Below are 16,420 nucleotides of genomic sequence, written 5' to 3'. Positions count from 1 at the left end.
AAAGCATCATGGAAAGAAAAATACTGCCCGGCCTGGAAAAAAAGGCCCTGGGCATGAGTCTTCTGGCACTGGCGGCCGTTCCGGTGATCCTGGTCAGTTCCTGTACGGTGCGCCGGGCAGCAGGGCTTTCCCCTGTGGCAGCGATGAACCGCCAGGCAATGGTGGAAGCGTCCCGGGCGAATCTGGGCCTACTCACCTGGCCGGAACAGTTGGATGCTGTCCGGTATGAACTGGAACTTTTGGACGGGATTCCTCTAAATCTGGATCCCGCCCGGGAAGCAGACCATGCCTTATATCGGAACAGCCGGGTCTATTCCGCCCAGGCCCTGCTGCCTCTGGAGGAACTACGGAAGAAACAGACGACCGGCGTCCTGTATTACCGGGTACGGGCTTTTGACCTGGATGGCCGGCCTCTGGGGAACTATTCCCAGCCGGCGGCCGTTGAGAGCAGCCTGCGGAAAGTGGAACGGAATGCCCCGGTGCCTCGGAGCCGGATGGAGGATACCAATGGCTCCCTGCTGCTTTATCCTGTCTATGCCTATACCGGGAACCCGGGAGCAGTCCAGTACGAAGTGGAAGTAACGGACCGGATGCCAGAGAATACGGAAGGGACCGCACCTTCCCGGTATCGGGTCTTTGCCCAGGTCACCTCTCTTACGGATCTGTATGACGAGGCACCCCGGCTGGGGACCTATTACTGGCGGGTCCGGGGCATGGACAAGGAGGGGAATCCGGTGGGCCAGTGGAGCCTGCCCCAGAAGTTCACCACCCTGCCTTCCCGGAAAATCCGGGTGGGCATCTACGGTGACAGCATTTCCCACGGAGGAGGACATCTTTCTTTCAGTCCCGTGGATTATGCCTACAGCTACAGCCATTATCTGGCCTTTCCTACAGTGAACCTTTCGGAAAGCGGGGATACCAGCGCCATGATGGTGGAGCGGTTCGAACGGGATGTGCGGTCCTTCCCTCTGAAGTACCTGCTGATCCTGGGAGGCACCAACAGCCTCCGGGCAGGGGTGCCGGCAGAAGAAGTGATCCATGATCTGGACGAGATCGGCCGGAAGGCGGAAGCCCTGGGTATCCGTCCCATCTATCTCACCCTGCCGCCCATCAATCCCGCCAACATCCAGAAAGCTTTTGACGAACCCACCGCCGACAATTGGCGTCAGTCCTTTGCCCAGGTGAATGCCTACATCCGCAACCGGGACCATATCGACGTGGCGGCCTCCTTTGAAAATGGGGGAGACCTGCCTACGGAACTGGCCCTGGACGGAATCCACGGCGACTGGAATATGAAACAGGAAACGGCTCAGGTGATCAATGAGGGGATGAAAAGATTCGGTGTGTAGGAATCCTAAAACGTTCCTTCTCATGGCAGTGACTGCCGGTATACAATAAAAATAACGTGGAGAAGGTAAGGAGGAAAACAATATGAAGTGGAAAAAAGCAATCTCTATCGTCTGCATGGCGCTGTCTCTGCTGGCGGTTACGGCCTGCGGCGGACAGCAGGCTGCCCAGAATGGCGGGGGCAAGGCAGCGGGTACGGCGGCTGCGGAAAAGGCCCCGGCCAAGGCCAAAAAGGTGCTGGTGGTCTATTACACCAATACCCACCGGACGGAACAGGTGGCCAAGACCATTGCCGGGGAAACCGGCGGGGATCTGTACCTGCTGGATCTGGAAAAGCCCTATACGCCGGCAGATCTGGATTACAACAACAAAAGCGCCCGGGTCTACAAGGAACATGATGACGCCAGTCTGCGGAACGTGGCTCTGAAGAACGCCAAACCGGCCAACTGGCAGGACTATGACACCGTATTCGTGGGCTATCCCATCTGGTGGGGCATTGCCGCCTGGCCCATGGATACCTTCGTAAAGAGCAACGATTTTACCGGCAAGGCGGTGATCCCCTTTGCCACCGCCTACAGTTCCGGCCTGGGCAGCAGCGCCGACCAGCTGAAGGAAATGGCCGGCAGCAAAGGCACCTGGCTCCAGGGACGCTGTTTTACCGGCACCATCCAGGACAGCCAGGTGAAGGACTGGGTGAAGAGTTTGGGAGTGAAATAAAAAACGGGGCTGTTGCTTATGCAACAGCCCCGTTTTTTATTTCTTCCCCCTGCAAAGTCCACAGCTTCCGCAGTTTCCTCCGCAGCAACTTTTCCCTGCCTTGTGGTCTTTGTACATCTTGCGGATCACTGCCGCAACGATGAGAAAGAGCACCAGGCCCACAACAAATGTACCCATAGGTCATTTCTCCTTTTATGCATTGGCAGACGCTTTGCATCTGCCTTCCTTCGGTCGCTGACCGTTGACAGCTGACTGTTGACAAAACGGGGGTGTGGAATCCCCACACCCCCATTATACCTTATTCCGTTACATCCGCCGCATCTTTGATCTGGATTTCTCCGTTGTACTTGGGAGCCGGACGGCACAGCAGGTAGACCATGATGGCCAGTACCACACAGGCGGCTGCCGTACCCAGGGTGAAGGTGCCGGTGGAAACGAAGCTGCCGAACTGATAGAACATCAGGGCCATGCAGTAGGCGAAACCGCACTGGTAGCCGATGGCGATCAGGGTCCAGCGGCCGTTGTTCATTTCCCGTTTGATGGCGCCCATGGCAGCCACACAGGGAGCGCACAGCAGGTTGAACACCAGGAAGGAGTAGGCGCTGAGCACCGAGAAGTCCTGGGCAAAGGTGCCCCAGAATTCCTGGCCGTCTTCTGCGGCATCTGCCAGCCCGTACAGGATCCCGAAGGTCCCTACCAGGTTTTCCTTGGCAATCAGCCCGGTGAAGGCAGCCACAGCAGCTTTCCAGTCACCCCAGCCCAGGGGAGCGAAGATCCAGGCCACTTTGGAACCAATGAAGGCCAGGATACTTTCGTTCAGGGCATCTTCCTCCAGCATGGTGAAGGCACCGTCGTCCCAGCCAAAGCTGGACAGGAACCACACCAGGATGGTGGACAGCAGGATCACAGTGCCGGCCTTCTTGATGAAGGAGGAGCTCCGTTCCCAGACGCTGCGGCCGATGTTCCCCAGGGTGGGCATGTGGTAGGGGGGCAGTTCCATAACGAAGGGAGCCGGATCACCGGCAAACAGTTTGGTCTTTTTCAGGATGATCCCGGAAAGGATGATGGAGAAGATCCCCACAAAGTAAGCGGAAGGAGCCACCCACCATTCTCCGTGGAAGTAAGCCCCGGCGATCAGGGCGATAATGGGCATCTTGGCGGAGCAGGGGATCATGGTGGTGGTCATGATGGTCATCCGCCGGTCGGATTCGTTTTCAATGGTACGGGAAGCCATGATCCCGGGCACGCCGCAGCCGGAGCCGATCAGCATGGGGATGAAGGATTTCCCGGACAGGCCGAACTTCCGGAAAGCCCGGTCCAGGATGAAAGCGATACGGGCCATATAGCCGCAGGCTTCCAAAAAGGCCAGGAAGATGAACAGCACCACCATCTGGGGCACAAAGCCCAGCACGGCGCCCACCCCGGAAATGATTCCGTCCACGATCAGCCCGTCCAGCCAGTCAGCCACTTCCAGGCTTTCCATCAGATCATGGGCAGCCGGGATGATCATGTCTCCAAACAGGGTGTCATTGACCCAGTCCGTAGCATCCGTCCCGATGGTGGTCACCGATACGTAATAGACCAGGAACATAATGGCGGCAAAAATAGGGAGGGCCAGCCACCGGTTGGTGACGATCTTGTCGATTTTATCGGAGGTGGTCAGTTTGCCTTTGCTCTTTTTGATGTTGCATTCATGGATAATGGAGCTGATGTATTTGTACCGTTCGTTGGTGATGATGCTTTCCGCATCGTCGTCCATTTCCTGTTCCACCGCTTCAATGTCCCCGTCGATGTGGTCGATGACGGACTGGGGCAGCTTCAAGGCTTCTTGGACTTTTTCATCCCGTTCGAACAGTTTGATGCCATACCACCGTTCCTGATGGGCCGGGAGCATTCCCTGGGTGGCTTCTTCAATGTGGGCCAGGGCGTGTTCCACAGGGCCGTCGAAGGAATGTCTGGCCACCATCACCTGCTGGTGTTTGGCCACCTTGGCGGCCAGGTCTGCGGCTTCCTTGATCCCTTCCCCGGTACGGGCGGAGATTTCGATCACCTGACAGCCCATTTTCTGGGACAGCTTGTCGATATTGATGATGTCCCCGTTTTTCCGGACCATGTCCATCATGTTTACGGCCATCACCATGGGGATCCCCAGTTCAGCCAGCTGGGTGCTGAGATACAGGTTCCGTTCCAGGTTGGTCCCGTCCACAATGTTTAGGATGGCATCCGGCCGTTCCTTGACCAGATAGGTCCGGGAAACCACTTCTTCCAGGGTGTAGGGGGAGAGGGAATAAATGCCGGGCAGGTCCTGGATGATCACATCCGGATGGCCCATGAGTTTTCCTTCTTTTTTCTCAACGGTAACCCCGGGCCAGTTCCCGACGAACTGATTGGAACCCGTCAGGGCGTTGAACAGGGTGGTCTTGCCGGTATTGGGGTTCCCGGCAAGGGCAATCTTGAATTCCATAAATCGTGACCTTCTTTCCCATCTATTACTAATTTTAAAATCAGTTAGAAAAAGCTAATAAAAAGATAAAAAATTACAGTTCTTTCACTTCCACCATTTCCGCATCGGCTTTTCGCAGGGACAGTTCATAGCCCCGCACGTTGAGTTCCACCGGATCTCCCAGAGGCGCCACCTTCCGGATGTGCACCGGAGTCCCTTTGGTGATGCCCATATCCATGATCCGGCGCTTGATGGCTCCGGTGCCATGGAGTTTTACCACTTCGTAATCTTTGCCTGTCAAGGCGTCTTTCAGAGTTGTCATTCTGATGTTCCTCCTGCTGTTACTGTACTGTGATTTTGGCGGCCATTTCCATACTGATGGCCACCCGGGATTCCCGGATGTTCAGGATCAGCCCGCTGGGGGTATGCTGGACAATGGAGATCACCGCACCCTGGGTGATGCCCAGGTTTTCCAGGTGGGTACGGACCTTGGGGGAACCGCCTACCCGCAGGACGGTCAGGTCCCTGCCAGCGTCGGCAAATGTCAAAGGCATGATGCTACCTCTTTTCACAATTTATTTATGAAACCTAATCTTCATACGTGATATGTTAGCATACACTAACGAAAGAGTCAACAAAAATAGCAAAAAAGGGCTGTTGCTCATGCAACAGCCCTTTTTTATTCCTCCGGCTTCAGTTTCTTTTCCGTAAACGCCTTCAATCCATTGAGGGCTGCCAGGAACACGCCGCCCATGAGGAACCAGAAAATGTGGAAAGTTTCCCAGGTCATGGCAGGCTGGGGCACTTTCAGGGTGGTGGGGCCCTGGGCAATGGCGTACAGGGATCCGACCATCAGCCCAAGGATGAAGTACACCATGGCGGCCCGGTGGTTGTCCAGGGCGTTCTTCACCAGCTTGATGATCCCTACGATCCCGGCCAGCACCCCAAATCCGAAGATGCACAGCACCGGGAAATAGGACAGGTTCATGTGGAGGAATTCCTTGATGGCGCTGATGATGGGCACATACAGCCCGAAAATAAGCAGCATGGTGGATCCGGAAATCCCCGGCAGCACCATGGCACAGATGGCGATCATGGCACAGACGAAAATGTATCCGCCCAAAAAGGGCGTCAGATGGGCGATTTCCACATTGGTACCCTGGCCACCGGTGGGGTTCACTGCAGCAATCACCAGTACCAGCACGATCCCCAGGATCATGTAGATGATCCTGCTGGTACGCCGGAGGCATTCCTTTTCTTCCTTGATAATGAGGGGCAGGGAGAAAATGGAGAAGCCCAGGAACAGGGAACTGAGCTCATAGATCCGGCTGGTGAACAGACTGGCAATCACCAGCACCGAAGATCCCATGCCGATGAACCAGCCCATGCCCAGCTTGGCCAGGAACCGGATGCCCTCCCGCTTCAGCTCCCGGCTGCCGTGGGTGAGTACATACAGGGAACTGATGAATTCATCATAGAAACCCAGTACAAAGGCGATGGTACCGCCGGATACCCCGGGGACGCTGTCGGCCAGGGCCATGCAGAAGCCCCGGACCATGTTCAGGAACAGATCCATAGTAGTTCATCCTTTCTGGGGCCAGGCCCCTCTGTCTTTTCCTTATTATAAGCAATGGGGTTAAACAATTCCGAAACAAACAGGAAAAAAATCGGCAAGATTTGTGTTATAATGATTCATCGGACTGACTGTTTAGCCGGTCCGGACAATGAGACTCTATTATATCGTATTTTGGAAGAAAATAGAATAGCGCAGGGAAATCTCTTTTCCGCGCAAAGGAGGATGCAGGTTGGACAGAAGCGAACTGAAACTGAAACTGATGGAATATGCCGCCAAAGGCTATGAAGTGCCCCGGATGGACATGATCAAGACTCCGGAACAGATCGAAGGGATCCGGAAAGCCGGAAAGGTGAATTCAGAAGTGCTGGATGCGGTGGAAAAAAACATCAAAGTGGGGATGACCACCGACGACATCAACACCATTGTGTATGATACCACGGTGAAGCTCCACGCCATTCCCGCCTGCCTGAACTACGAAGGTTTCCCCAAATCCGTGTGCACCTCCGTCAACGACGTGATCTGCCACGGGATCCCGGATCCCAACCAGGTGCTGAAAAGCGGGGACATTGTGAACGTGGACGCCACCACCATTTTCGACGGTTATGTGGGGGATGCCTCCCGGATGTTCATGCTGGGCCGGGTGCCGGCGGAACGGAAGAACCTGGTGGGCATTACCAAAGAATGCCTGAAGCGGGGCATGGAAAACGCCGTAGGCTGGAAGAACACCCTGGGGGACATCGGGGCGGCCATCCAGAGCTTTGCCCAGAAACACGGATGCAGCGTGGTCCGGGAATTCGGCGGCCATGGTGTGGGACTGGAAATGCACGAAGATCCCTTTGTGTCCCATGTGGGGAAACGGAAAACCGGTATGCTGCTGGTGCCGGGCATGGTGATCACCATCGAACCCATGATCAACGCCGGCACGCCGGAACTGTGGATCGACGAACTGAACGGCTGGACCGTCCACACCGCTGACGGCAAAGACAGCGCCCAGTGGGAACACACCCTCCTGATCACAGAAGGGGAACCGGAAGTGCTGAGCTGGTAAGCCATCAAAAAACGAAAGGATGAAAGAAAATGACCTTCATGGACCTGGCCAAAGCCAGATATTCTGTACGGAAATTCAGTGATAAACCCATCGAAAAAGAAAAAATGGACGCCATCCTGGAAGCGGGACGGATCGCGCCCACCGGCCACAACTATCAGCCCTACCGGGTGTACGTGCTCCAGAGCCCAGAAGCCCTGGAAAAGATCCGGGGACTGACCCGGTGCGCCTTCAATGCACCGGTGGTGCTCATGGTCACCGTCCGGAAGGACGAGGAATGGGTGAACCCCTTTGAACACAGCATCCGTGGCGGGGAACAGGACGCCAGCATTGTGGCCACCCATATGATGCTGGAAGCCTGGGAACAGGGCATCGGATCCTGCTGGGTGAACTACTTCCCGGTGACCCAGACCGCCGATGCCTTCGGCCTGGAACTGAACGAAGTACCCCTGCTGCTCATGCCCATGGGCTACGCCGCAGAAGGAGTCCACGCCGCCCATCTCCACACGGAACGGAGAAGCAACGAGGAATTGGTGAAGGTGCTGTAAAAAACGGGGCTGTTGCGTATGTGCAACAGCCCCATTTCTTTTTTTTATTCCACCACCACCTGACAGCTCCTCATGGTGGCGAGGGCCGCCTGATGGCTTTCTTCCGTTACTCCTGCACAGCATTGGCTGTCCACCCGGATCTCCACTTCCGGCAGGGCCGCCTTCAGCAGCAGGGCGTTGCTCACTACGCAGATGTCCGTGCACAGGCCAATGAGCTCGATGCTCTGGATGGGCTGCTTCCGGTTCAGTTCCTTCAGGTCTTCCGCCAGTTTCACCGAACCGAAGGAGGGCTTCTGGATCACCGGCCAGTGATGTTCCTGCTGGAGTTTTTCCAGGGCCGGGATCAGTTTCCAGCCCGGGGTCCCCTTGATGCAGTGCTTCACCGGCAGCCGTTTTCCTTCCTGGGTCTCCAGGTAATCCTCCCCGTGGGTATCCTGGGTGAAAATCACCTTCCCGGGGAAATGGGCCACCTTCTTCAGCACCGCCGGGGTAATGGCCTGGGCCGCTTCCGACCCCAGGCTCCCGCCCACAAAGTCATTCTGCATATCCACCACGATCAAAAAACGGTTTTCCATACCAACCACATCCTTTTCATTCACTCTTCACTTTTATCCTTCTTCACCGGCCGCACTTCCACGATGATCTCCTGGACCCGGTGCTCATTGGCCTGGGTCACCGTCACGTGGAGGTTCCGGCAGTCGAAGGTATCGCCCTTTTTGGGAATGGTCTCCAGGGTATCCACCACCCAGCCGCTGATGGAATTGTTCTCCAGGCCGTAATCATCGATATCCAGATCCAGATACTTGAACAGGTCGAACAGGTTGGCGTTCTGGGAATTGGAGGAGCAGGAAACCAGGTACCGGTTCTTCCCCAGTTTCCGGAAGGAAGAAACCGCCTTGTCGTGCTCGTCCCAGATTTCGCCCACCAGTTCCTCCACAATGTCTTCCGTGGTCACCAGCCCCCGGACGGTGCCGTAGCTGTCCATCACCATGGCCATTTCCACCTTGGCCTCCTGGAGGGTCTTCAGCACTCGGGAAATCTTGGTGGACTGGTGGACCAGGGCTGCCTTCTTGATCAGCTTCTGCAGGCTGCAGTGGGGGTCCTGGAGATAGGCTGCCAGGAAATCCTTGGCGTGGAGGATCCCCACAATCTCGCTGTAGTCATCCTTGAATACCGGCAGACGGGAAAAACCGTGGCTGCCAAACAGCTTCAGGGCTTCTTCGCTGCCTTCCGAAATATCCATGGCCACCATGTCCACCCGGGGCGTCATGATTTCCCGGACCCGGATGTCGCTGAATTCGATGGCGCTTTTGATCAGCAGGCTGTCCTGCTTGTTGATGCCGCCCCCGTGTTCCACTTCGTCCACCATCAGAAGCAGTTCATCTTCCGTGGCGAACCGGTGGGACACTTTTTTCCGCAGGCACCGGTTGAAAAGGTTCTTCATGATCCGGAACAGGAAATTCAAAGGAGCGAACAGCACCACCAGCACACTGAGCAGGCCGGAGCAGTCCATGGCGTATTTTTCCGGGGCATCGCTGGCCACGCTTTTGGGGATGATTTCCCCGAAAATCAGGATCACAATGGTGGTGAACACCGTGGCCAGGGCCAGACCGGAAGGACCGAAGGCCGCCGTGGAAACCGCCGCCGCCAGGGAAGCGGTGGCAATGTTCACCACGTTGTTCCCGATCAGGATAGTGGACAGGGCGTCGTCAAAATGGTCCAGCAGCCGAAGAGCTTTCCGGGCCTTTTTGCTGCCGCTTTTGGCCTGGTTCTTCAGCCGCAGCTTGTTGGACCCGGTAAGAGCCGTCTCTGAAGCGGAAAAAAAGGCGGACAGGGATATAAACACAATCAGGATCAGCGTCAGGGCTGATGTGGGTATTTGCAGATCATCCATAGTATTACACTTCCTCCGTATAATACTGATATTATAGGAGAAAGTATGACAGTGGTCAATGTTCTATGCTATAATAGGAAAGCTATGGTTGCTGAATCTTTACTGAAAAATGCCCGGATCATCCAATCCTTCCGCCGGAGCATCGGCTTCGAGGTGGTGGAGGACGGTACTCTGGTGCTGCGGGTCCCTTACGGGATCTCCTCTCAGGAACTGCTCCGGGTTGTGGCAAAAAAAGAAAAATGGATCACCGGGGCCCAGGCCAGGGTCCGCCGGGAACGGGAAGAGCATCACACTCTGCGCCTTCAGGACGGGGAAACTTTCCTGCTCTTCGGCCGGCCCTGCACCCTCCGGCTCCGGCCCGGAACCGGGTTCTCTTACCGGAAAGAAGAAGGCCTTTTGGAGATGGGGGACCAGGAGACACGGGAGAACCTGGCCCGGTTCCTGATCGGCCAGCTGCGTCCGGTGCTTGGGGAACTGGTGACCCGGTATGCCTCCCAGATGGGTCTCAGGCTGCCGGTGGTCAAATGCAGCCGGGCCAAAAAAAGATGGGGGTACTGCAACTGGAAGGGGGAAATCGGGTTTTCCTGGCCCCTGGTATTCTGCCCCCGGGAAGTCATAGCTTATGTGGTGGTCCATGAACTGTGCCACATCCGGAATATGTCCCACAACAAAGCCTTCTGGCAGGCGGTGGCCCAGGTGCTGCCCGATTACCGGGAACGGGAAAACTGGCTGAAGGTCCACAGAAAGGTCATGAGTACATTATGAGCATCAACAAAAAAATCATCCTTTGTTTCATTGCCCTGGTTGTGGTGGGAACGGTCTCTCTGACCCTTCTCCACCGGAGTCCCAAATATCTGGAACAGCAGCAGGCACAGAATGCCCAGACGGTCCATTCCCAGGACACCAAGCTGCCCTATGACTATCTGAACAACGTGATCGCCCAGAGTGGTGCCGCCTGTTCCGTGTACTACCATTCCCTGGAAAACGACGATGTATTCTACAACTATTCCGGTAAAATGCCCGCCGGGGATCTGGCCCGGCTTTATGTGGCCGCCGGGGTCCTCCGGCAGGTGGAAGACGGGGACCTGTCCCTGGACGAAGTGTACACCATCCGGGAAAAAGACCGGAAGCCGGCCAGCCCGGTACTGGGGAAAGTCCCTGCGGGCAGCCGGGTCACCGTCCGGAACCTGCTGGAAGACATGGTGCTCCAGAATGATACCACCGCCCTGTACAAGCTGATCTGGATTGCCGGCCGGGAAGACATGAACCAGTGGCTGTCCAAAGAGGGGTATGCGGATACGGAAATCGGCACCACCCAGCTGCCCCAGGGAGAAAACAGTCAGGATACCCTGGCTCCCGGGGAAAAACGCCGGCTCAGCTACACCTCTGTCAACGATACAGTGAATCTGCTCACCCGGCTGTACCAGGGGAAGGCGGTTTCCCAGAAGCAGGATGCTTACCTGATGGAACTGCTCCGGAAACAGCCGGACCGGAACCTCCTGGGAGCCCTGCTGCCCAAAAAGGTGAAGATCGCCGGGGTTCAGTCCGACCAGAATCAGCAGCTGGGCGCCGCAGGGATCGTCTATGCCAAGGAAAAATACGTGCTGGTGGTCATGATGGACAAGGCCGTCCGTCCGGAAGAGAGCCGCAAGACCATCAATCAGCTTTCCTCCATTATCTTCAATACAGTCAACGACAAAGAGGTGTTCAAAAAATGATGAAAAAAGTCGATGTAGCAATTATTGGCGGGGGTCCTGCCTCCATTTACGCCGCTTATGAATTTGTCCTGAAATACCCCAAGGCCCAGGTGCTGATCCTGGAAGAAGGCCATGCCATTGATTTCCGCAGCTGTCCCATTATCGCCGGGAAAGTGGAAAAATGCGTCCGCTGCACCCCCTGCAGCATTATGCGGGGATTCGGGGGCGCCGGGGCTTTTTCCGACGGCAAGTACAATTTCACCACTGAATTCGGAGGCTGGCTCAGTGATTACATCCCCAAAAAGACTGTGATGGATCTCATCGACTACGTGGATGAAATCAACCTGAAGCACGGGGCACCCGGAGAAGTGTATTCCACCAAGAACTGCAAAATCGGACGGCTGGCCCTGGGCCATGACCTGCACCTGCTGAACGCCAAAGTGCGGCATCTGGGTACCGACAACAACCGGAAACTGATGGCCAGCATCTACCGGTTCCTGCTGGATCACGGAATCCAGATCCAGTGCGACACCCAGGTGGACACCTTCCATCCCTGTGAAGAGGGCTATGAGGTGGTGCTCAAGGACAGCCCGGACACCATCCGGTGCACCTATCTCATCGGGGCTCCCGGCCGGGCCGGTGCGGAATGGTTCTCCGGCCAGTGCGAAAAGCTGGGGCTGGAACTGACCAACAACCAGGTGGACGTGGGGGTCCGGGTGGAAGTACCGGCCGCTGTGTTCCAGCACATTACCGACGAAGTGTACGAAGCCAAGCTGGTGTACCGGACCAAAGGGTACGGGGACCGGGTACGGACCTTCTGCATGAACCCCAACGGCTATGTGGTGGCGGAAAACACCGACGGCATCGTCACCGTTAACGGCCACAGCTTCAGCGACCCCAAAAAGAACAGCGGCAACACCAATTTTGCCCTCCTGGTGAGCAACCGGTTCACGGAACCTTTCAAGGAACCCCACCGGTATGGCAAACACATCGCTTCCCTGTCCAACATGCTGGGAGGCGGGGTGCTGGTCCAGCGGTTCGGGGACCTGATCAAAGGCCGGCGGACCAACGCCCACCGGCTGAGCCAGAGCTTCCTCCGGCCCACCCTCAATGCGGTGCCCGGGGATCTGAGCCTGGTGCTGCCCAAACGCCATCTGGACAACATCATTGAAATGATCTATGCCCTGGACAAAGTGGCGCCGGGTACCGCCAACGACGACACCCTGCTCTACGGGGTGGAAGTGAAGTTCTACAGCGCCCGGCTGGAACTGGATGACCAGCTGGAAACCAAACTGCCCAACTTCTTCGCCATCGGGGACGGGGCCGGCATCACCCGGGGCCTGAGCCAGGCCAGCGCCAGCGGCGTCTACGTGGCCCGGATCATCGGGGAGAGAATGAAGGGTTCCTCAGGCCATTGACAATTGACTATTGACCATTGACGGGGTGCTGCGCAGCAGCACCCCCTTATTCTATATTCTGCCTCTTCAAACTCTCACGCAGCTCCCGAGACCGGTGCTTGGACAGGGGCAGGACGCTGCCGTTCAGCAGGGTCACTTCACGGCCCCACACATTCCGCACCCACTGGAGATTAAGCACATAGCTCCGGTGGATCCGCATGAAATTGAACCGGCCCAGCTGCTTTTCCAGCCCGCCCAGGGTCTCCCGGTACTCATAGTTTCCCAGGGCGGTCACCACCTGGATCCGGGACCCCAGGGCCTTGAAATAGATCACGTCCTTCAGGGGGAACCGGTGGAGTCCCTGCCAGTTGGAAAAAACAAAGGTATAGCAGCTGTTCCGGCGTTTCCGGATCAGTTCCTGCAGGTCCCGGTGGAGAATCCGGGAAGGAAAGGGGTGGGGGTAGCACCGGTACAGGGGCACCTCATACCCGGCCAGAGAATCCTGGAAACTGTTGGAAATCAGGGAAATGGGCATCTGGGGATCAAAAGAACGGATTTCCCGGGCCAGGGCCAGATTCCGGTGGTCCTGCTGGAAGGGGCCCAACAGCACCAGGTTGTAGCAGCACCCCTGGCGGCAGTCCCGGAGCAGCGCCTGCTCCCCCAAAAAGGTATGGATGCTCAGGACATCGGATGGATTGGGCAGTTTGAGAATGTTGTCAGTGAGCTGGGTGAGAATTTGGGGATTACTGTCACAAATGGCAATGTGGAACATGATGGGGCCTCCGTTCTTGAAAATTGTAAAAAAGTAGACACTTGTACAGTATAACACGAATGTTCTAAAAAAGCAGAAAATTATTTTATTTCATGGATTCCCCGAGCATTTTTTTGACGGGTACGGTATAATAACTGGTGGAATACTCCAGACCACCCCGGAAAGGGAACCTGGAAGAAAGAAGGCGCACCATGTCCACCTGTCAGGAAGATCAGATGATTTACCACTATTGCTCCACCAGCGGATTCTTCAATATTCTGCGCAACCAGTGCCTCTGGCTGACGGAAGCCTCTTTTACCAACGACGCATGGGAAAACAGGATGCTGGATCCCATTTTCGAACAGGCCCTGGAGGACCTGGCGGAAGAGGGGGAAGTCCGGCGGGATCAGCTGGACACTGCCCAGGATCTGTATTATCACCATTCCGCCTGCTTCATCTACCTGGGCTGTTTTTCCGAGGCCGGGGACATCCTGCCCCAGTGGCGGTCCTATGCGGACGACGGCCAGGGTTTTGCCATCGGCTTTTCTTCCCGGGAAATGGATTTCGACTGTTCCACCGTCCACCTCAATGCGGACTTCGCCAACAAGTACTACCTGAAAAAAGTCATCTATATGAAAGAAGGGTATGCAGAACACTTCCTGCCCCTGGCCAGGAACTGGATCCGCATGCGTCTGAACCGGGGAAAACACCTGAACGAACGGGAGATCCGCCGGGCCATTGCCGACGATGCGGCCTTTTCTTCCCTCCGGTACTACTGCAAGGACGCCAGCTTTGCCTCGGAAAAAGAACTCCGGGCCCTGTGGCTGCCGGTGCTGCTGAAGGACGAAGAGGGGAACATGGCCGCCGGGAACCGGAAAGCCTACCGGCAGATCCATTTCCGTCCGGAAGCCAGCCGGCTGGTGCCTTATACGGAAATGCCCTTTGCCAAAAGTGCCGTCCGGGAAGTGGTCCTGGGCCCGAAAAATGACATGAAAGACCATCCGGATATCCTGAAGATGTTCCTGGCTGCCAACGGTTATGACGACCGGAACGTCCGGATCCGGGTATCCAAAAGTTCCTATCGATAAAAGGAGAACCTATGCAGAATTTTGATTTTACCCAACCTTCCATCCTCCAGCGGCTGTATGATGCCCTGGATGAACGGGGCCGCCTGCCCCGGGAGTTTTCCCTCCGCCAGGCCATGGAACCGGAAGGCCCGGCCCAGGGGTTTTATTACAGTGACGGCTTCATGGAAGGGAACCTTACCGGGCTGGACAAGGGGGAAGAAGAAAGCCCGGAACTCCAGGAAATCCTTGGGCAGATCCTGGCCGGAGCATATGACCAGGCTGTCCAGGGGCTGAAAGCCTTCTTTGGAGAGGAAGAAGACCATCTGATGAATGCCTTTGTGCTGCCCCTCCAACAGGCGGTGGATGCTCAGCGGGAAGCCCTGGACCCGGAACCCCTTATCTGGTTTGCCCACCGGTTGCTCCAGGAGGCGGATCAGCCGGAAATCGTTAAATTCGCCCTGTCCCTGCTGGAATTCTTCGACCTCCAGGAAGAGGAAGATGTGGCGGAAGACATCCGGCTCCTGGCCCGGTGCAACGAATTTACCCTGTTCTGCGTCCGGAATTTTCTCCAGTGGACCGACGGCCAGGAAGAAATCTTCCGCACCGCCCGGCAGGTATACGGCTGGGGCCGGATCGCCGCCCTGGAACATCTGGATCCCCGGACTGCCCAGATCCGCCAGTGGATGCTGGAAGAAGGCTGGGACAACGATGTGAACCCGGAATACACCGCCCGGCTCCTGGCGGACCATGTGGATCTTTTGGGAGTGCTGGAACGGCCCACCCTCACCGCCAAAGCCTTTGAAGGGGCTGAAGCCCTGGTGGATGCCCTGCTGGTGGATGAACCGGTACCCGGGATTTCAGAGATGGCCCAGCCGGTGAAACTGCTTACGGAATTCCTCCGGCACTGTGGGGAACAGGAAAAAGAACTGGAAGACTACCAGGTGATCCTCCGGATCCTCCAGTATGCCACCAACAAACTGGAAGGCAAAGCCGGGGAAACGGTGAAACAGGCCTGCGGCAAGCTGCTCCTGTCCTTTGCCTGCGCCCAGACCGTCCAGCAGGCCATGAAAAAAGGGGAAGGGTTCGACCTGGCCCGGACCCTGGATCTGCCCTATGCCCAGCAGGCGGTGGAACTGGTGCTCCAGGCCCCACTGGACCATGTGGACCTGCTGCCCTATGCCCTTACCGGGGACAGCCACCACGACCATCATGTGATGGAACTGTATGAAGACCTGATTCCCGGGTTCGAAGAAGTCTTTGGGCAGTGCCAGGAAGGGGAAGTGTCCCTCCAGGAACAGCTGGACGGGGTGTACATGGACCTGAACCGGATCCTCAGCCAGCTGTACGGCTTCCCGGGCACCGGAGAAAAGCTTTTCCAAACCGCTCTGAAATCTCCGGCCCTGATGAACCGGAACACCGCCTTGGAAATCCTCAACCAGTGGAAAGACCTGGGATACACCCTCAGTGATCCCATCCGGGAAGGTGTGGAACAGCTCCTGGTCCGGGAGAAAAACCAGGACGTAAAGGAAAAAGCGGAAAGGCTGTTAAAATAGTTGACAGCCTTTCCAATCTTTGCTATACTATACAAGCTTTCTCCTTGAGAAAGCAACAGACAATCGATTCTGCAGCAACGAAATGTTTCAACTGAAACACTGAAAGAAAAAAGTTGTTGACAAAGGAACGAAAGTCTGGTACTATATAGAAGCTGTCGCTGAGACAGCGAGACGAACTTTGAGAACTGAATATTGTTGACAGATGTGCGGGTCAAGTCACTTTTAGTGATGAGATCAAGTCACCTGGATGACAACCAGGTTAAAAAATCAAAGCTAGTTTTTCAAGAGCCATGAGGCTCTTCAAAATACTCTATTTTGGAGAGTTTGATCCTGGCTCAGGACGAACGCTGGCGGCGTGCTTAACACATGCAAGTCGAACGGAGAA

General features: G+C 56.2%; 17 protein-coding genes and 1 rRNA gene. 10 read left to right on the top strand and 8 right to left on the bottom strand.

From position 1 onward, the window contains the following. Nucleotides 1–8 precede the first annotated feature (8 nt). Together ACZOF8_RS01255 and ACZOF8_RS01250 are read left to right on the top strand one after the other, a co-directional pair. The gene (locus tag ACZOF8_RS01255) at nucleotides 9–1,349 is read left to right on the top strand and encodes an SGNH/GDSL hydrolase family protein (protein WP_487426483.1); all 1,341 of its coding nucleotides are present in this window, start codon (nucleotides 9–11) and stop codon (nucleotides 1,347–1,349) included. 82 nt (nucleotides 1,350–1,431) lie between these two features. Further along, on the top strand, nucleotides 1,432–2,064 hold the full coding sequence (locus ACZOF8_RS01250) for a flavodoxin (RefSeq protein WP_154488563.1): 633 nt from the start codon (nucleotides 1,432–1,434) through the stop codon (nucleotides 2,062–2,064). 36 nt (nucleotides 2,065–2,100) lie between these two features. On the opposite strand, the gene ACZOF8_RS01245 is transcribed toward ACZOF8_RS01250, so the two are convergent. The 5 genes from ACZOF8_RS01245 to ACZOF8_RS01225 all read right to left on the bottom strand — a co-directional run bounded on the left by ACZOF8_RS01245 (nucleotide 2,101) and on the right by ACZOF8_RS01225 (nucleotide 6,083). Beyond that, entirely contained in the window at nucleotides 2,101–2,241 is a 141-nt protein-coding gene (locus ACZOF8_RS01245) for a FeoB-associated Cys-rich membrane protein (protein ID WP_022487316.1), read from the bottom strand. A gap of 121 nt (nucleotides 2,242–2,362) precedes the next feature. Continuing rightward, nucleotides 2,363–4,528: a ferrous iron transport protein B gene (feoB, locus tag ACZOF8_RS01240; RefSeq protein WP_022487315.1), complete on the bottom strand. Its 2,166-nt coding sequence runs from the start codon at nucleotides 4,526–4,528 to the stop codon at nucleotides 2,363–2,365. A gap of 73 nt (nucleotides 4,529–4,601) precedes the next feature. Continuing rightward, nucleotides 4,602–4,829, bottom strand: coding sequence for a FeoA family protein (locus tag ACZOF8_RS01235; RefSeq protein WP_022487314.1), 228 nt, complete (start codon nucleotides 4,827–4,829; stop codon nucleotides 4,602–4,604). A gap of 19 nt (nucleotides 4,830–4,848) precedes the next feature. Beyond that, nucleotides 4,849–5,061 carry a FeoA family protein gene (locus tag ACZOF8_RS01230; protein ID WP_022487313.1) on the bottom strand — a complete coding sequence of 71 codons (213 nt, stop codon included), beginning with the start codon at nucleotides 5,059–5,061 and terminating at the stop codon, nucleotides 4,849–4,851. A gap of 125 nt (nucleotides 5,062–5,186) precedes the next feature. Further along, complete coding sequence (locus ACZOF8_RS01225) at nucleotides 5,187–6,083, bottom strand: DUF368 domain-containing protein (RefSeq protein ID WP_022487312.1); 897 nt, start codon at nucleotides 6,081–6,083, stop codon at nucleotides 5,187–5,189. 229 nt (nucleotides 6,084–6,312) lie between these two features. Here ACZOF8_RS01225 and map point away from each other — a divergent pair, with 229 nt between their 5' ends. Together map and ACZOF8_RS01215 are read left to right on the top strand one after the other, a co-directional pair. Beyond that, on the top strand, nucleotides 6,313–7,131 hold the full coding sequence (gene map, locus ACZOF8_RS01220) for a type I methionyl aminopeptidase (RefSeq protein ID WP_022487311.1): 819 nt from the start codon (nucleotides 6,313–6,315) through the stop codon (nucleotides 7,129–7,131). A 29-nt stretch (nucleotides 7,132–7,160) separates the two neighbouring features. Further along, nucleotides 7,161–7,676 carry a nitroreductase family protein gene (locus tag ACZOF8_RS01215; protein ID WP_487426482.1) on the top strand — a complete coding sequence of 172 codons (516 nt, stop codon included), beginning with the start codon at nucleotides 7,161–7,163 and terminating at the stop codon, nucleotides 7,674–7,676. Nucleotides 7,677–7,720: 44 nt separating this feature from the next. Here the strand turns inward: ACZOF8_RS01215 and ACZOF8_RS01210 are convergent, their stop codons facing one another. Both ACZOF8_RS01210 and ACZOF8_RS01205 read right to left on the bottom strand, forming a co-directional pair. Further along, nucleotides 7,721–8,251: a cysteine hydrolase family protein gene (locus ACZOF8_RS01210; protein ID WP_303226169.1), complete on the bottom strand. Its 531-nt coding sequence runs from the start codon at nucleotides 8,249–8,251 to the stop codon at nucleotides 7,721–7,723. A 20-nt stretch (nucleotides 8,252–8,271) separates the two neighbouring features. Next, a complete protein-coding gene (locus tag ACZOF8_RS01205; RefSeq protein WP_022487308.1) occupies nucleotides 8,272–9,570 on the bottom strand; it encodes an HlyC/CorC family transporter in 1,299 nt (432 codons plus the stop codon). A gap of 84 nt (nucleotides 9,571–9,654) precedes the next feature. Between ACZOF8_RS01205 and ACZOF8_RS01200 the strand changes: the two genes are divergently transcribed. From ACZOF8_RS01200 to ACZOF8_RS01190, 3 genes are read left to right on the top strand one after another with little or no spacing between them, the layout of a single operon-like run. Continuing rightward, the gene (locus tag ACZOF8_RS01200; protein ID WP_487426481.1) at nucleotides 9,655–10,335 is read left to right on the top strand and encodes a M48 family metallopeptidase; all 681 of its coding nucleotides are present in this window, start codon (nucleotides 9,655–9,657) and stop codon (nucleotides 10,333–10,335) included. After that, nucleotides 10,332–11,288, top strand: a complete 957-nt coding sequence (locus ACZOF8_RS01195; RefSeq protein ID WP_487426480.1) for a serine hydrolase — start codon at nucleotides 10,332–10,334, stop codon at nucleotides 11,286–11,288. The genes ACZOF8_RS01200 and ACZOF8_RS01195 overlap by 4 nt, the downstream gene beginning before the upstream one ends. Continuing rightward, nucleotides 11,285–12,685 (top strand): NAD(P)/FAD-dependent oxidoreductase, encoded by a 1,401-nt coding sequence (locus ACZOF8_RS01190; RefSeq protein WP_022487305.1) that lies wholly within the window; start codon nucleotides 11,285–11,287, stop codon nucleotides 12,683–12,685. The genes ACZOF8_RS01195 and ACZOF8_RS01190 overlap by 4 nt, the downstream gene beginning before the upstream one ends. 46 nt (nucleotides 12,686–12,731) lie before the next feature. Here the strand turns inward: ACZOF8_RS01190 and ACZOF8_RS01185 are convergent, their stop codons facing one another. After that, a complete protein-coding gene (locus tag ACZOF8_RS01185) occupies nucleotides 12,732–13,436 on the bottom strand; it encodes a LytR/AlgR family response regulator transcription factor (protein ID WP_481143657.1) in 705 nt (234 codons plus the stop codon). A 191-nt stretch (nucleotides 13,437–13,627) separates the two neighbouring features. Here ACZOF8_RS01185 and ACZOF8_RS01180 point away from each other — a divergent pair, with 191 nt between their 5' ends. From ACZOF8_RS01180 to ACZOF8_RS01170, 3 genes are all read left to right on the top strand, one after another. After that, nucleotides 13,628–14,503, top strand: a complete 876-nt coding sequence (locus ACZOF8_RS01180; protein ID WP_487426479.1) for a DUF2971 domain-containing protein — start codon at nucleotides 13,628–13,630, stop codon at nucleotides 14,501–14,503. A gap of 11 nt (nucleotides 14,504–14,514) precedes the next feature. Further along, nucleotides 14,515–16,035: a hypothetical protein gene (locus tag ACZOF8_RS01175; protein WP_487426478.1), complete on the top strand. Its 1,521-nt coding sequence runs from the start codon at nucleotides 14,515–14,517 to the stop codon at nucleotides 16,033–16,035. A gap of 312 nt (nucleotides 16,036–16,347) precedes the next feature. Then, nucleotides 16,348–16,420, top strand: a 16S ribosomal RNA gene (locus tag ACZOF8_RS01170); the annotation flags it as partial.

This window comes from Acidaminococcus sp. (genome assembly GCF_057597765.1).
This window is presented reverse-complemented; position numbering and strand designations above follow the sequence as displayed.

Coding starts and splice junctions, on each gene's coding strand:
- ACZOF8_RS01245 (WP_022487316.1), bottom strand. CDS start 2,241: ATGGGTACATTTGTTGTGGGCCTGGTGCTCTTTCTCATCGTTGCGGCA.
- ACZOF8_RS01175 (WP_487426478.1), top strand. CDS start 14,515: ATGCAGAATTTTGATTTTACCCAACCTTCCATCCTCCAGCGGCTGTAT.
- ACZOF8_RS01180 (WP_487426479.1), top strand. CDS start 13,628: ATGTCCACCTGTCAGGAAGATCAGATGATTTACCACTATTGCTCCACC.
- ACZOF8_RS01200 (WP_487426481.1), top strand. CDS start 9,655: ATGGTTGCTGAATCTTTACTGAAAAATGCCCGGATCATCCAATCCTTC.
- ACZOF8_RS01190 (WP_022487305.1), top strand. CDS start 11,285: ATGATGAAAAAAGTCGATGTAGCAATTATTGGCGGGGGTCCTGCCTCC.
- ACZOF8_RS01225 (WP_022487312.1), bottom strand. CDS start 6,083: ATGGATCTGTTCCTGAACATGGTCCGGGGCTTCTGCATGGCCCTGGCC.
- ACZOF8_RS01205 (WP_022487308.1), bottom strand. CDS start 9,570: ATGGATGATCTGCAAATACCCACATCAGCCCTGACGCTGATCCTGATT.
- ACZOF8_RS01250 (WP_154488563.1), top strand. CDS start 1,432: ATGAAGTGGAAAAAAGCAATCTCTATCGTCTGCATGGCGCTGTCTCTG.
- ACZOF8_RS01195 (WP_487426480.1), top strand. CDS start 10,332: ATGAGCATCAACAAAAAAATCATCCTTTGTTTCATTGCCCTGGTTGTG.
- ACZOF8_RS01185 (WP_481143657.1), bottom strand. CDS start 13,436: ATGTTCCACATTGCCATTTGTGACAGTAATCCCCAAATTCTCACCCAG.
- ACZOF8_RS01210 (WP_303226169.1), bottom strand. CDS start 8,251: ATGGAAAACCGTTTTTTGATCGTGGTGGATATGCAGAATGACTTTGTG.
- ACZOF8_RS01230 (WP_022487313.1), bottom strand. CDS start 5,061: ATGCCTTTGACATTTGCCGACGCTGGCAGGGACCTGACCGTCCTGCGG.
- ACZOF8_RS01235 (WP_022487314.1), bottom strand. CDS start 4,829: ATGACAACTCTGAAAGACGCCTTGACAGGCAAAGATTACGAAGTGGTA.
- ACZOF8_RS01215 (WP_487426482.1), top strand. CDS start 7,161: ATGACCTTCATGGACCTGGCCAAAGCCAGATATTCTGTACGGAAATTC.
- ACZOF8_RS01255 (WP_487426483.1), top strand. CDS start 9: ATGGAAAGAAAAATACTGCCCGGCCTGGAAAAAAAGGCCCTGGGCATG.
- feoB (WP_022487315.1), bottom strand. CDS start 4,528: ATGGAATTCAAGATTGCCCTTGCCGGGAACCCCAATACCGGCAAGACC.